The sequence below is a fragment of the Streptomyces sp. NPDC048461 genome, assembly GCF_055587105.1.
In genome coordinates, this window is the sequence record NZ_JBVJGW010000001.1 from 291001 (window position 1) to 305064 (window position 14064).

Annotated in this window: 11 protein-coding genes and 1 tRNA gene; 11 read left to right on the plus strand and 1 reads right to left on the minus strand. The window is 71.5% G+C overall.

The annotated features are described in order from the left end of the window. Positions 1-511: 511 nt before the first annotated feature. Positions 512-583, minus strand: a tRNA-Arg gene (locus ACZ6S8_RS01290). Positions 584-689: 106 nt separating this feature from the next. Between ACZ6S8_RS01290 and ACZ6S8_RS01295 the strand changes: the two genes are divergently transcribed. The 11 genes from ACZ6S8_RS01295 (at position 690) to prmC (ending at position 14022) form a co-directional block, all read left to right on the plus strand. Then, entirely contained in the window at positions 690-1163 is a 474-nt protein-coding gene (locus tag ACZ6S8_RS01295) for a response regulator (protein WP_469451349.1), read from the plus strand. A 94-nt stretch (positions 1164-1257) separates the two neighbouring features. Next, entirely contained in the window at positions 1258-2238 is a 981-nt protein-coding gene (gene nrtL / locus ACZ6S8_RS01300) for an ArgS-related anticodon-binding protein NrtL (protein WP_469451350.1), read from the plus strand. Positions 2239-2257: 19 nt separating this feature from the next. Further along, on the plus strand, positions 2258-3649 hold the full coding sequence (gene lysA, locus ACZ6S8_RS01305) for a diaminopimelate decarboxylase (protein ID WP_469451351.1): 1392 nt from the start codon (positions 2258-2260) through the stop codon (positions 3647-3649). A gap of 127 nt (positions 3650-3776) precedes the next feature. After that, positions 3777-5078 carry a homoserine dehydrogenase gene (locus tag ACZ6S8_RS01310; protein WP_469451872.1) on the plus strand — a complete coding sequence of 434 codons (1302 nt, stop codon included), beginning with the start codon at positions 3777-3779 and terminating at the stop codon, positions 5076-5078. Positions 5079-5084: 6 nt separating this feature from the next. After that, positions 5085-6155 (plus strand): threonine synthase, encoded by a 1071-nt coding sequence (thrC, locus tag ACZ6S8_RS01315; RefSeq protein ID WP_469451353.1) that lies wholly within the window; start codon positions 5085-5087, stop codon positions 6153-6155. 286 nt (positions 6156-6441) lie between these two features. Continuing rightward, positions 6442-7368, plus strand: a complete 927-nt coding sequence (thrB, locus tag ACZ6S8_RS01320; protein ID WP_383917380.1) for a homoserine kinase — start codon at positions 6442-6444, stop codon at positions 7366-7368. A gap of 517 nt (positions 7369-7885) precedes the next feature. Continuing rightward, positions 7886-10012, plus strand: a complete 2127-nt coding sequence (gene rho, locus ACZ6S8_RS01325) for a transcription termination factor Rho (protein WP_469451354.1) — start codon at positions 7886-7888, stop codon at positions 10010-10012. A 340-nt stretch (positions 10013-10352) separates the two neighbouring features. Continuing rightward, a complete protein-coding gene (locus ACZ6S8_RS01330) occupies positions 10353-11453 on the plus strand; it encodes an LCP family protein (RefSeq protein WP_469451355.1) in 1101 nt (366 codons plus the stop codon). Positions 11454-11689: 236 nt separating this feature from the next. Beyond that, a complete protein-coding gene (gene rpmE, locus ACZ6S8_RS01335) occupies positions 11690-11911 on the plus strand; it encodes a 50S ribosomal protein L31 (RefSeq protein WP_351271325.1) in 222 nt (73 codons plus the stop codon). Positions 11912-12043: 132 nt separating this feature from the next. Continuing rightward, on the plus strand, positions 12044-13123 hold the full coding sequence (gene prfA, locus ACZ6S8_RS01340) for a peptide chain release factor 1 (RefSeq protein WP_351271322.1): 1080 nt from the start codon (positions 12044-12046) through the stop codon (positions 13121-13123). A gap of 53 nt (positions 13124-13176) precedes the next feature. After that, the gene (gene prmC, locus ACZ6S8_RS01345; RefSeq protein WP_469451357.1) at positions 13177-14022 is read left to right on the plus strand and encodes a peptide chain release factor N(5)-glutamine methyltransferase; all 846 of its coding nucleotides are present in this window, start codon (positions 13177-13179) and stop codon (positions 14020-14022) included. The last annotated feature ends 42 nt before the right edge of the window (positions 14023-14064 follow it).

The following is a 14064-nucleotide window of genomic DNA, read 5'->3' on the forward strand; positions in this document are numbered from 1 at the left end:
GGTACACCGAGGTTTATTCGGAGTGGCGCACCCTGATCGAAGGCCGTGCTCGCACGTCGCGTCGGCCGAGGTTGCGTAACTGCACCCGAACGAGACGCGGGTCGGCGAGGATGCCACCGTTGCGGCGTACCTCAAGGCTCCGTTCAAGGTGTCATGGCTCCGGAGGAGCGCTGTGTCCTTCATCGGGAACTCGATGCGCCGCTTCGGGTTCGAGGCGCGGAGGGTCGCCCACATGGCGCCGGCTCCAATTGGGACGGCAGTGACCACAGCGGCGGCAGCCCAGAACGTCCCCAGACTCATGGAAGGCATCTGATGCCGAGAGGAGCATGGCTCGATCCAGGCAGGGGGCGGCTGTGCGAGTTGGTTGATTGGGCAGCTTGGTACCCACACGCTCCCCACACGGGACCGGTACGTAACAACGACAAAGGCCCGGACTCAGTGGGACTGAGTTCGGGCCTTCATGCTTGGCACTTCAGCTGGTCAGCGACACTTACACACTGTCTGGCTGGAGTGCCCCCGGCAGGATTCGAACCTGCGCACACGGCTCCGGAGGCCGTTGCTCTATCCCCTGAGCTACGGGGGCGCGTCCGCCGACTTGCGGCGACGGGTTGAACACTACCAGCTCCCCCGGGGTGATCAGGAACCTATTCGGAGGTGGGAGGAGGGGTGCGTCGCCCGGAGGGGTGGAAGTGGCGAAAGCCCGGACGCGGGGGCCCCGGCGGACCTACTCTCGAGTTGTGCCAGGCGTCTCGGGCCGGGTGCTTGTTGTCGACGACAACAAGGTCATCCGGCAGCTGATCAAGGTCAATCTCGAGCTGGAGGGCTTCGAGGTCGTGACCGCGAACGATGGTGTCGAGTGCCTGGACGTCGTGCACCACGTGTGTCCCGACGCCATCACCCTCGACGTGGTCATGCCCCGGCTCGACGGGTTCGGGGCCGCCGCGCAGCTGCGCGCCGATCCGCGGACCCGGCACCTGCCCGTCGCCATCGTCAGTGCCTGTACGCAGTACGAGGTCGAGGCCGGCATCGCCGCCGGGGTCGACGCCTTCGTCGCCAAGCCCTTCGAGCCCGCCGAGCTGGTGCGCGTCGTGCGGCGGCTGGTCGAGCGCAAGGACCGCCGCGACGGCCGGAAAGGGGCCCCCGCCGGGAGGGGCCGGGGGTAGTTCCCCCTGACGGCCCGGCCGCCCGCAGGCGGTAGCTGTTCACATGGCGAAACCCTTGGCGTGACGCGGGGGTGTCTCCCCTAGGCTGGGTCCCGTGAATCCCGCCGACCTCCCCCGTACCGTCGCGCACGCCGTGCGCTGCGCCGTCGAGGACGGGGAGCTGGGCGGGGAACTGGACGGGGAACCGGGCGGCGTCCCGCCCGAGCGGGTAGTCGTCGAGCGGACGCGGCCCGGGGGAGTGGGGGAGTACGCCTCGCCCGTCGCCTTCCAGCTCGCCAAGGCCGCCCGGATGCGCCCCGCCGACGTCGCGGCCGTACTGGCCCGCCGGCTGAGCGGCGTCCCGGGGATCGAGCGCGTCGAGGTCACCGGCCCCGGGTTCGTGAACTTCGTCCTGCCGGCCCTCTCCGCCCCCCGTGTCATCCGGTCCCTGGCCGGGCCACCGCCCGGGCACGCGCCATCCGACCCCGGCCCCGCCGACCCCCAGGCCCCCGGGCTGCGGGAGCGCGCCGTGCGCGCGGCCGTCGTACGGATCCTGCGCACCCAGGGCCCGCCGCCGTACGACGTACCCGGCACCCCCGCCGCACCCCTCGCGCAGCGGGACGGTGACGCCGTCGCCCGGTACGGGGCCGACGCCGCGCTCTGGGCCATGCTCGCCGTCCCGGCCCGCGAGACGCCCGCGTTCTGCGACCGGCTCCTCGTCCAGGGCGAGGACAACGAGTTCTTCCGGGTGCGCTACGCCCACTCCCGCAGCCGCGCCCTCCTGCGCAACGCCCGTGACCTGGGCTTCGAGCCCGCCGTCGGGGAGGTGGACGACGCCCCCGCGCTGCTGCGCGTGCTCGCCGACCATCCGCTGGTCCTCGAAGCCGCCGCGCACCACCGGGCGCCCGAGCGCCTCGTGCGGCACCTCGTCGAGCTGGCCGACGCGCTCCTCGACTTCCAGTACCGCGTCCTGCCCCGGGGCGACGAGAAACCCTCGGCCGCCCACCGCGCCCGGCTGGCCCTCGCCGAAGCCGCCGGGACGGTGCTGGCCGGTGGCCTGGCCCTGCTCGGCATGGACGCACCCGAACGCCTGTGACCCGCGAAGAGAGATACCGATGAGCCGTTCCGCGCACCCCGCCGGGCCCCGCCACGCCGACGTCATGCCCGAAGGGCACTACTCCCCGCCCGCCGCCGACCTCAACGTCCTCGACGAGAAGGTCTGGGCCCGCACCGTCCACCGCAACGCGGACGGGGTCGCCGTCGTCGGCGGGATCGAAGTGACCAGGCTGGCCGAGGAGTTCGGGACCCCCGCCTATTTCCTCGACGAGGAGGACTTCCGCGCCCGCTGCCGCGCGTGGGCCCTCGCGTTCGGCAAGGACGCCGACGTCTTCTACGCGGGCAAGGCCTTCCTCTCCAAGGCCGTCGTGAAGTGGCTCACCGAAGAGGGGCTCAACCTCGACGTCTGCTCGGGCGGCGAGCTGGCCACCGCCCTCGCCGCCGGCATGCCCGCCGCGCGCATCGCCCTCCACGGCAACAACAAGTCCGTCGCCGAGATCACCCGCGCCATCGAGGCCGGCGTGGGCCGCATCGTCCTCGACTCCTTCCAGGAGATCGCCCGCGTCGCGCACATCGCCCGCGAGCTCGGCGTGCGCCAGCCCGTGCAGATCCGCGTCACCGTCGGCGTCGAGGCGCACACCCACGAGTTCATCGCGACCGCGCACGAGGACCAGAAGTTCGGCATCGCCGTGGGCGACGGGTCCGCCGCCGAGGCCGTCCGGCGCACGCTGGGCCACGACAGCCTGGAGCTGCTCGGCCTGCACTCCCACATCGGCTCGCAGATCTTCGACATGGCCGGCTTCGAGGTCTCCGCCAAGCGCGTCGTGCGGCTGCTGGCCGCCGTGCGCGACGAGCACGGCGTCGAGCTCCCCGAGATCGACCTCGGCGGCGGGCTCGGCATCGCGTACACCTCCGCGGACGACCCCGCCGAGCCGCACGACATCGCCAAGGCCCTCCACGAGATCGTGGCGCGCGAGTGCGAGAGCGCCGGCCTGCGCGCTCCGCGGATCTCCGTCGAGCCCGGCCGGGCCATCGTCGGCCCGACCGCCTTCACCCTCTACGAGGTCGGCACGATCAAGCCGCTGGAGGGCCTGCGGACGTACGTCTCCGTCGACGGCGGCATGTCCGACAACATCCGGACGGCCCTGTACGACGCCGAATACTCCATCGCGCTCGTCTCCCGCACCTCCGACGCCGAGCCCATGCTCGTCCGCGTCGTCGGCAAGCACTGCGAGAGCGGGGACATCGTCGTCAAGGACGCGTTCCTGCCGGCCGACCTGGCCCCCGGCGACCTTCTCGCCGTCCCCGCGACCGGCGCGTACTGCCGCTCGATGGCCAGCAACTACAACCACGCGCTGCGTCCGCCGGTCGTCGCCGTGCGTGACGGAGCGGCGCGGGTGATCGTCCGCCGGGAGACGGAGGAAGATCTCCTGCGACTCGACCTCGGATGATGAAATCGGTGTCTCACTCAATGGACCGAGGATGGAAAGTGCTGTCCATTGAGTGAGACTGGTTCACGACCGCCGTGCAATCCGCGCGCGGTTTCATGCTGGAAGATCGAAAGGCGTAGGTCGAATGATGCGTACGCGTCCGCTGAAGGTGGCGCTGCTGGGCTGTGGAGTGGTCGGCTCAGAGGTGGCGCGCATCATGACGACGCACGCCGACGACCTCACGCAGAGGATCGGCGCACCCGTCGAACTCGTCGGCGTGGCCGTACGCCGTCCCTCGAAGGTGCGCGAGGGCATCGACCCCGCGCTGATCACCACGGACGCGACCGCCCTGCTCAAACGCGGTGACATCGACGTGGTCATCGAGGTCATCGGCGGGATCGAGCCGGCCCGCACCCTCATCACGACCGCCTTCGAGAACGGCGCGTCCGTCGTCTCCGCGAACAAGGCGCTGCTGGCCCAGGACGGCGCCGCGCTGCACGCCGCCGCCGAGCAGCACGGCCGGGACCTCTACTACGAGGCCGCCGTCGCCGGCGCCATCCCGCTGGTCCGCCCGATGCGCGAGTCCCTCGCCGGCGACAAGATCAACCGCGTGATGGGCATCGTCAACGGCACGACGAACTTCATCCTCGACAAGATGGACTCCACCGGCGCCGGCTATCAGGAGGCCCTCGACGAGGCCACCGCCCTGGGCTACGCCGAGGCCGACCCGACCGCCGACGTCGAGGGCTACGACGCCGCCGCCAAGGCCGCGATCCTCGCCGGCATCGCGTTCCACACCCGGGTCCGCCTCGACGACGTGTACCGCGAGGGCATGACCGAGGTCAGCGCCTCCGACTTCGCCTCCGCCAAGCGGATGGGCTGCACCATCAAGCTCCTGGCGATCCTGGAGCGGGCCGCCGACGGCGCGTCCGTCACCGCGCGCGTCCACCCCGCGATGATCCCGCTCACGCACCCGCTGGCCTCCGTCCGCGAGGCGTACAACGCGGTGTTCGTCGAGGCGGAGGCCGCCGGGCGGCTCATGTTCTACGGCCCCGGCGCGGGCGGCTCGCCCACCGCGTCCGCGGTCCTCGGCGACCTCGTGGCCGTCTGCCGCAACAAGCTCGCCGAGGCGACGGGGCCGGGCGAGTCGGCGTACACCCAGCTGCCGGTCAGTGCCATGGGCGAGGTCGTCACCCGCTACCACATCAGCCTCGACGTGGCGGACAAGCCGGGCGTCCTCGCCCAGGTGGCGACCACCTTCGCCGAGCACGGCGTGTCGATCGACACGGTACGACAGCAAGGACGTCCGGACGGGGTCGGCAATGAGGCCTCCCTCGTCGTCGTCACCCACCGTGCGCCCGACGCCGCCCTCTCCGGGACCGTCGAGGCGCTGCGGAAGCTGGACACCGTCCGCGGTGTCGCCAGCATCATGCGTGTTGAAGGGGAGTAAGGACCCATGAGCAGCAATCCCACCCACCAGTGGCGCGGCATCATCGAGGAGTACCGGGACCGCCTGCCGGTGACGGACAAGACTCCCGTGGTCACCCTCCGCGAAGGCGGCACGCCCCTGGTCCCCGCGCAGGTTCTTTCCGAGCGCACCGGCTGCGAGGTGCACCTCAAGGTCGAAGGGGCGAACCCCACCGGGTCCTTCAAGGACCGCGGCATGACCATGGCGATCACCCGGGCCAAGGAGGAAGGCGCGAAGGCGGTCATCTGCGCCTCCACCGGCAACACCTCGGCCTCCGCCGCCGCCTACGCGGTGCGCGCCGGAATGGTCTGCGCGGTGCTCGTGCCCCGCGGCAAGATCGCGCTGGGCAAGATGGGCCAGGCCCTGGTCCACGGCGCCAAGATCCTCCAGGTGGACGGCAACTTCGACGACTGCCTCGACCTGGCCCGCGCGCTGTCCGACAACTACCCGGTGGCGCTGGTCAATTCGGTCAACCCGGTCCGCATCGAGGGCCAGAAGACGGCCGCGTTCGAGATCGTGGACGCGCTCGGCGACGCCCCCGACATCCACGTCCTGCCCGTCGGGAACGCCGGCAACATCACGGCGTACTGGAAGGGCTTCAAGGAGTACAAGGCCGACGGCCTCGCCTCCCGCACCCCCCGCGTGTGGGGTTTCCAGGCCTCCGGCTCCGCGCCCATCGTGCGCGGGGAGGTCGTCAAGGAGCCGCACACCATCGCCACGGCGATCCGCATCGGCAACCCGGCCTCCTGGGACTACGCGCTCGCCGCGCGCGACGAGTCGGGCGGCTTCATCGACGAGGTGACGGACCGTCAGATCCTGGCCGCCTACCGGCTGTTGGCCTCTCAGGAGGGCGTGTTCGTCGAGCCCGCCTCGGCCGCTTCCGTGGCCGGCCTGATCAAGGCCGCCGAGCTGGGACTGGTCGACCCCGGCCAGAAGATCGTGTGCACCGTCACCGGCAACGGTCTGAAGGACCCCGACTGGGCGGTCGCGGGCGCCCCGCAGCCCGTCACCATTCCGGTGGACGCCGAGGCCGCGGCCGTCCGCCTCGGTCTCGTCTGAGGTCCGGCCCGAGAGCCGGGTTCCGGGGGTCCCCGCGACCCCCGGAACCCGGCAACTCACCCCGTACGACGACATAACCGCCACCGGAGTCCGCGACACGCATCGTGCGCCTCCTGTGCGCCCTATGTCGCGGGGGAACCTTCCTTCGATACGCTGTCCCCACACCCGCCGCCGCGCATATGACGTGCGGTGCTGCCCCGGGGGCCTTCGGGTGTCGTACGTTCTGCAGTACATTCGCAGCGAGCCAGCGTAGATCTCGCACAGTCACAAGGAGTGTCATCGGACGATGGCCGGTCCAGCGTTCCGCGCCGCCGCCGTACGGGTGCGCGTTCCCGCCAGCAGTGCCAACCTCGGCCCGGGCTTCGACGCCCTGGGCCTCGCCCTCGGGCTCTACGACGACGTCGTCGTCCGGGTGGCCGATTCCGGCCTGAACATCGACATCGCGGGCGAGGGGGCGGACACCCTCCCGCGGGACGAGCGCCACCTGCTCGTACGCTCCATGCGCACCGCCTTCGACCTGCTGGGCGGGCAGCCGCGCGGCCTCGAGGTCGTCTGCGCCAACCGCATCCCGCACGGGCGCGGCCTCGGCTCCTCCTCCGCCGCGATCTGCGCCGGCATCGTCGCCGCCCGCGCCGTGACCATAGGCGGCGAGGCCAAGCTCGACGACGCGGCCCTGCTGGAGCTCGCGACCGAGATCGAGGGCCACCCCGACAACGTCGCCGCCTGTCTGCTCGGCGGCTTCACCCTGGCGTGGATGGACGGGGGCAGCGCCAAGGCGATCCGTATGGAGCCCGCCGATTCCATCGTTCCGGTGGTCTTCGTCCCGTCCAAGCCGGTGCTGACCGAGACCGCGCGCGGCCTGCTGCCGCGCACCGTCCCGCACGTGGACGCGGCCGCCAACGCGGGTCGCGCGGCGCTGCTCGTGGAGGCCCTGACCAGGCGTCCCGAGTTCCTGCTGCCGGCCACCGAGGACCGTCTCCACCAGGACTACCGGTCCCCGGCGATGCCCGAGAGCGTGGCACTCGTCGCCCGGCTGCGGGCGGACGGCATCCCCGCGGTGATCTCCGGCGCGGGGCCCACGGTCCTCGCGCTGGTCGACAACGGTGCGGCCGACAAGGTCGCGCAGCTCGCGGGCGAGGGGTGGGCCGCGAACCGGCTCGCCCTCGACGCCGCGGGCGCCAGCGTGCTGCCCCTGGGCACCCAGGGGGGCTAGGCCTTGTCTTTCGGATCAGGGCGGATCGGCCCGCGGTGCCGGGCAGCCCGGGCCCGCCATGATCCGAAAGACACGGCCTAGGCCGCGACCGCGGAGACGCGGCCGGTCAGGGGCGGGCGGCCGGGGCAGGCCGCCCGCGCCGAAGGGCGCTGTTGCCGGTGATTGAGAGGGGGAATGTCTGTTGGATCCGGTAGTGTTAGTCTCAAGTGAGCATCCGAAGCCGCCATGGCTCGGTGCTCAGTGTCCCCATTCGGGACCACCTTTTCTCCGGGAGCCTCCCCGACTGCTTTGATCACTTCCAGCAGTTTCGAGCACGCTCCGGAATCGGCGTGACATTCCCACGCTTCCAGCTCGGGGGCTTCTCGCCGGAACACCCACGCACTTGCACGTTTCTCTCCGCCGTATCTCTATCGGCGGACCACCGCCCCGGCACGGTCCACACCTAGGACTGCTGTCGGACAGCACAACCGGTCGCCGAGCCAGACAGGCCGACGTCCGCTCCAGGGAAGGACCCTTCGTGAGCGACACCACCGATCTGATGGGCGCTGCCGACACCTCTGTCGACGCCAGTGCCCCCGCCGCGGGCGCCGCTACCAAGCGCCGCCGCACCGGCACCGGCCTGGACGGCATGGTTCTGGCCGAGCTGCAGCAGGTCGCGTCGGGCCTCGGCATCAGGGGCACCGCGCGGATGCGCAAGAGCCAGCTGATCGAGGTCATCAAGGAGGCGCAGGCGGGAGGCAGTGCCCCCAAGGCCGCGTCCTCCCCGGCGGCCGGCGCCGCCGACACCGCCGAGGCCAAGCCGAAGCGCCGCGCCACCAGCAAGGCCCGTACGGGTGAGGCCGCCGCCGAGGCGCCCGCCGAGAAGCCCGCCGCCGCGCAGGCCCAGATCGAGATCCCGGGCCAGCCCGCGAGCGACGACGCCCCGGCCGGCGAGCGACGCCGCCGCCGGGCCACGGCCCCCTCCGGCAGCCCGGAGTCCTCGGCCGCCTCCGCCGTACAGGTCGAGCAGAAGACCGAGGCCCCCGCGGTCGAGGCCGCTCCGCAGGCCGAGGCCAAGGCGGAGGCGGCCACCGCCGTGTCCGCGCAGGGTCAGGACGGCGAGGGCCGCGGCCGGCGCGAGCGCCGTGACCGCGGCAGCGACCGCGGTGACCGTGCCGAGCGCCAGCGCGACCGCCGCGACCGCGGTGCCAAGGCCGACGACCAGGGCCAGGGCGGCCAGGGTCAGGGCGGCCAGCAGGGCGGCCAGGGCCAGGGTGCCCAGGGCGGCCGTCAGGACCGTGCCGAGCGCGCCGACCGCCAGCAGCAGGGCGGCCGGGGCCAGGGTCAGGGGCAGGGCCAGAACCAGGGCCAGCAGAGCGGCCGTCAGGACCGTCAGGACAACGGCCCCCAGGACGACTTCGACGGTGAGGACGGCCGTCGCGGCCGGCGCGGCCGCTACCGCGACCGCCGTGGCCGTCGCGGCCGCGACGAGTTCGCCCCGAGCGAGCCGCAGGTCGCCGACGACGACGTCCTGATCCCCGTCGCGGGCATCCTCGACATCCTCGACAACTACGCGTTCATCCGGACCTCGGGCTACCTGCCCGGCCCCAACGACGTGTACGTCTCCCTCGCGCAGGTCCGCAAGGCCGGGCTCCGCAAGGGCGACCACACCACCGGTGCCGTGCGCCAGCCCAAGGACGGCGAGCGCCGCGAGAAGTTCAACGCCCTCGTGCGTCTGGACTCGGTGAACGGCATGGCGCCCGAATCCGGCCGCGGTCGCCCGGAGTTCCAGAAGCTGACCCCGCTGTACCCCCAGGACCGGCTCCGTCTGGAGACCGACCCGGGCGTGCTGACGACCCGCATCATCGACCTCGTGTCGCCGATCGGAAAGGGCCAGCGAGGCCTGATCGTGGCCCCGCCGAAGACCGGCAAGACCATGATCATGCAGGCGATCGCCAACGCGATCACCGTCAACAACCCCGAGTGCCACCTGATGGTCGTCCTGGTCGACGAGCGTCCGGAAGAGGTCACCGACATGCAGCGGTCGGTCAAGGGCGAGGTCATCTCCTCGACCTTCGACCGCCCGGCCGAGGACCACACCACCGTCGCCGAGCTGGCCATCGAGCGCGCCAAGCGCCTCGTCGAGCTGGGTCACGACGTGGTCGTCCTGCTGGACTCCATCACCCGTCTGGGCCGCGCGTACAACCTCGCGGCGCCCGCCTCCGGCCGCATCCTGTCCGGTGGTGTCGACTCGACCGCGCTGTACCCGCCGAAGCGCTTCTTCGGTGCCGCGCGCAACATCGAGGACGGCGGCTCGCTGACCATCCTGGCCACCGCGCTGGTCGACACCGGCTCGCGCATGGACGAGGTGATCTTCGAGGAGTTCAAGGGCACCGGCAACATGGAGCTCAAGCTCGACCGGAAGCTCGCCGACAAGCGCATCTTCCCGGCTGTCGACGTCGACCCGTCGGGCACCCGCAAGGAGGAGATCCTCCTCAACGCGGAGGAGCTCGCCATCGTCTGGAAGCTGCGCCGGGTGCTGCACGCGCTCGACTCGCAGCAGGCGATCGAGCTGCTGCTCGACAAGATGAAGCAGACGAAGTCGAACGCCGAGTTCCTGATGCAGATCGCGAAGACGACCCCGTCGGGCAAGAACGACGACTGATCCTCCCCGGCCACGGCCGGAGGAGTCCGTCCCGCGTCACCACAGCCGCCCCCGCCGCACCCGCGGCGGGGGCGGCTGTGCGTCGTCCCGTCCGCATTGCGACCTTCGCCACATCGTGCATCCGCTTGAACCCGGGGCTTGTGGGCCACGTACACGGGTAAAAGCCCAGGTGAGTGCGGCAGGGCGGACCGCGCGAGTGCCACGGCGCCCCGCACGCCGCGGACCGGGACGGCCCCGCGGCCGTGGAACCCTGGGCGGCGTTCGTCCGTCTGTGTCAGGAGACCGCAGGCCGGAGACGGACCACAGGGGACCGGTGACCGGACTCAGGACCGAGGAGAGCATGAGCGAGGACAGCACGGGACGCGGACGGCGTGCCGCAGGCCGGCGCCGCCGCAAACCGCCGAGGCGCCGCAAGGCCCTGGCCATCGCCGCGTGGACCGCCGCGGTCGTGGTGCTGCTGGGCGGGGCGGGCCTCGGCTACTTCTACTTCAAGTTCAACGGCAATCTGAAGACCGTCGACATCGACGCCGCCCTGGGCAAGGACCGCCCCGACAACGTCGACAACGGCTCGATGGACATCCTCGTGCTGGGCTCGGACTCCCGCGACGGCGCCAACGGCGAGTACGGCAAGGACGACGGCGGCTCCGCCCGCTCCGACACCGCGATGATCGTCCACCTGTACGAGGGCCACCAGAAGGCCAGCGTCATATCGATACCCCGCGACACCATGGCCCCCCGCCCGGCCTGCGCCGCCTCGAACGGCAAGACCGACCCGGGCGGCCAGCGCCGGCAGTTCAACGAGGCGTACACCACCGGCGGCGCCGCCTGCGCGGTCAAGACCGTCGAGAAGATGTCCGGCATCCGCATGGACCACTACCTCGAGGTCGACTTCACCGGCTTCAAGAAGATCATCGACGACCTCGGCGGCGTCGAGGTGACCACCACCAAGCCCATCAAGGACGGCGCGAGCCACCTCGACCTCCCGGCCGGCACGAACAAGCTCGACGGCGAGCAGGCCCTCGGCCTCGTCCGTACCCGCAAGAGCGTCGGCGACGGCGGCGACCTGGGCCGAATACAGCTCCAGCAGGCCTTCATCAAGGCCTTGATCAAGCAGGTCAAGGGCATCGGGCTGTTCGACAACCCCAAGAAGCTGCTCGGCCTCGCCGACTCCGGCACCAAGGCGATCACCACCGACAAGGCGCTCGGTGACGTGAAGTCCCTCCTGGGCTTCGCCCAGGGCCTGCAGGGCATCGACGCCCAGGACATGCAGATGATCACCCTGCCGGTCGTCCCGGACCCGCGCGACGACGACCGCGTCGTCCCGCTCGCCAAGGAGTCCAAGCTGGTCTGGGACGCCCTGCTGGCCGACCAGCCGATCCCGGCCGAGGCCACCGAGAACTCGATGGGCGACAAGGGCTCCGCCGGCAAGATCGTGCAGTAGAGCCCCTGGCCACACGGGTTCCGCAGGGTCGCGCCCGGCGCGTGCGCCTGCTCCGCACGGCGCCGGCGGGGGTCCGCGCAGCGCGCGGAATAGATGCCGGCCCCCGCCCGTTGAAGCAGGCGTCCTCAGAATTTTGACAGGCAGCCCGGTCCTGGCAGACTGGTCTGTCGGCCCCGGTTCACGCAGCGCGCAATTCGGCTCCTGCGACCCGGCGCCCTCCCAATCTAGGAGACACCTTGAAGAGCGAGATCCACCCCCAGTACGTCGAGACCCAGGTCAGCTGCACCTGTGGCGCCGCGTTCACCACCCGTAGCACCCTCACCGAAGGCTCCATCCGAGCCGAGGTCTGCTCCGAGTGCCACCCGTTCTACACGGGCAAGCAGAAGATCCTCGACACCGGTGGCCGCGTGGCCCGCTTCGAGGCCCGCTTCGGCAACAAGGGTGCGGCCAAGAAGTAGCGCGACCCAGGCGCCGGTCTCCGGCCGCCCCCTGTCCACGCGGGGGCGGCCGGACCGGCGCCTTTGTCGTCGTTCCGGGCCACTCGCAGTCACCCCGCAGTCCCTTCGCACTTTCACCCCAGGAGTCCCCCGATGTTCGAGGCGGTCGAGGAACTGATCGGCGAGCACGCCGATCTTGAGAAGAAGCTCGCCGACCCTTCGGTGCACTCGGATCAGGCCAACGCGCGCAAGCTGAACAAGCGCTACGCGGAACTGACCCCGATCGTCGCGACCTTCCGGGCGTGGAAGCAGTCGGCCGAGGACATCGAGACGGCCAAGGAGTTCGCGGCCGTCGACCCCGACTTCGCGGCCGAGGCCAAGGAGCTGGCCGTGCAGCGCGAGGAGCTCACCGAGAAGCTCCGCCTGCTGCTGGTCCCGCGCGACCCCAGTGACGACAAGGACGTGCTCCTCGAGGTCAAGGCGGGCGCGGGCGGCGACGAGTCGGCCCTGTTCGCCGGCGACCTGCTGCGCATGTACCTGCGGTACGCCGAGCGCGTGGGCTGGAAGACCGAGATCATCGACGCCACCGAGTCCGAGCTCGGCGGCTACAAGGACGTCCAGGTCTCCGTCCGCACCAAGGGCGGCAACGGCGCCACCGAGCCCGGCCAGGGCGTGTGGGCCCGCCTGAAGTACGAGGGCGGAGTGCACCGCGTCCAGCGCGTGCCGGCCACCGAGTCCCAGGGCCGCATCCACACCTCCGCCGCCGGCGTGCTCGTGACCCCGGAGGCCGAGGAGGTCGAGGTCGAGGTCAACATGAGCGACCTGCGCATCGACGTGTACCGCTCCTCCGGCCCCGGCGGCCAGTCCGTCAACACCACCGACTCGGCCGTGCGCATCACGCACCTGCCGACCGGCGTGGTCGCCTCCTGCCAGAACGAGAAGAGCCAGCTCCAGAACAAGGAGCAGGCCATGCGCATCCTGCGCTCGCGGCTGCTGGCCGCGGCCCAGGAGGCCGCCGAGCAGGAGGCCTCCGACGTGCGCCGCAGCCAGGTGCGCAGCGTCGACCGCTCCGAGAAGATCCGTACGTACAACTACCCGGAAAACCGGATCTCGGACCACCGGACCGGTTTCAAGGCGTACAACTTGGACCAGGTGCTCGACGGCGACCTCGACTCGGTCATCCAGGCCTGCGTCGACACGGACTCGGCCGCGAAGCTCGCGGCCGCGCACTGAGCCCCACCGAACCCCGCACCACCCCCCGTACGACAGCAGCCCGGAGGACCAGCGTGAACTTGCTGCTTGCCGAGGTGGCCCAGGCCACCCAGCGGCTGGCCGCCGCCGGCGTGCCCTCACCGCGCTTCGACGCGGAGGAGCTCGCGGCCTTCGTGCACGACGTCAAGCGGGGGGAACTGCACCACGTCAAGGACGCGGACTTCGACGCCCGCTACTGGGAGGCCGTCGCCCGCCGCGAGGCGCGCGAGCCGCTCCAGCACATCACCGGCCGCGCCTTCTTCCGGTACCTGGAGCTCCAGGTCGGGCCCGGGGTCTTCGTGCCCCGGCCCGAGACCGAGTCGGTCGTCGACTGGGCCATACAGGCCGTCCGGGCGATGGACGTCGTCGAGCCGCTGATCGTCGACCTGTGCACGGGCTCCGGCGCCATCGCGCTGGCCATGGCGCAGGAGGTGCCGCGCTCGCGCGTGCACGCGGTCGAGCTGTCCGAGGACGCGCTGCGGTGGACCCGCAAGAACGCCGAGGACTCCCGGGTCACCGTCCACCAGGGCGACGCGCTGAGCGCCCTGCCCGAGCTGGACGGCCAGGTCGACCTCGTCATCTCCAACCCGCCGTACATCCCGCTGACCGAGTGGGAGTACGTCGCCCCCGAGGCCCGCGACCACGACCCGGAGATGGCGCTGTTCTCCGGCGAGGACGGCCTCGACACCATCCGCGGCATCGAGCGCACCGCGCACCGCCTGCTGCGGCCCGGTGGCATCGTCGTCATCGAGCACGCCGACACCCAGGGCGGCCAGGTGCCGTGGATCTTCGCCGAGGAGCGGGGCTGGGCCGATGCGGCCGACCACCCGGACCTGAACAACCGCCCGCGCTTCGCGACCGCCCGCAAGGCCATGCCGTGATCCGGGCCGCCTTCCCCAGTGACACCGCCACCACCCCCCTGC

Coding starts and splice junctions, on each gene's coding strand:
- lysA (WP_469451351.1), top strand. CDS start 2,258: ATGAGCCGTTCCGCGCACCCCGCCGGGCCCCGCCACGCCGACGTCATG.
- ACZ6S8_RS01310 (WP_469451872.1), top strand. CDS start 3,777: ATGCGTACGCGTCCGCTGAAGGTGGCGCTGCTGGGCTGTGGAGTGGTC.
- thrC (WP_469451353.1), top strand. CDS start 5,085: ATGAGCAGCAATCCCACCCACCAGTGGCGCGGCATCATCGAGGAGTAC.
- thrB (WP_383917380.1), top strand. CDS start 6,442: ATGGCCGGTCCAGCGTTCCGCGCCGCCGCCGTACGGGTGCGCGTTCCC.
- ACZ6S8_RS01330 (WP_469451355.1), top strand. CDS start 10,353: ATGAGCGAGGACAGCACGGGACGCGGACGGCGTGCCGCAGGCCGGCGC.
- prfA (WP_351271322.1), top strand. CDS start 12,044: ATGTTCGAGGCGGTCGAGGAACTGATCGGCGAGCACGCCGATCTTGAG.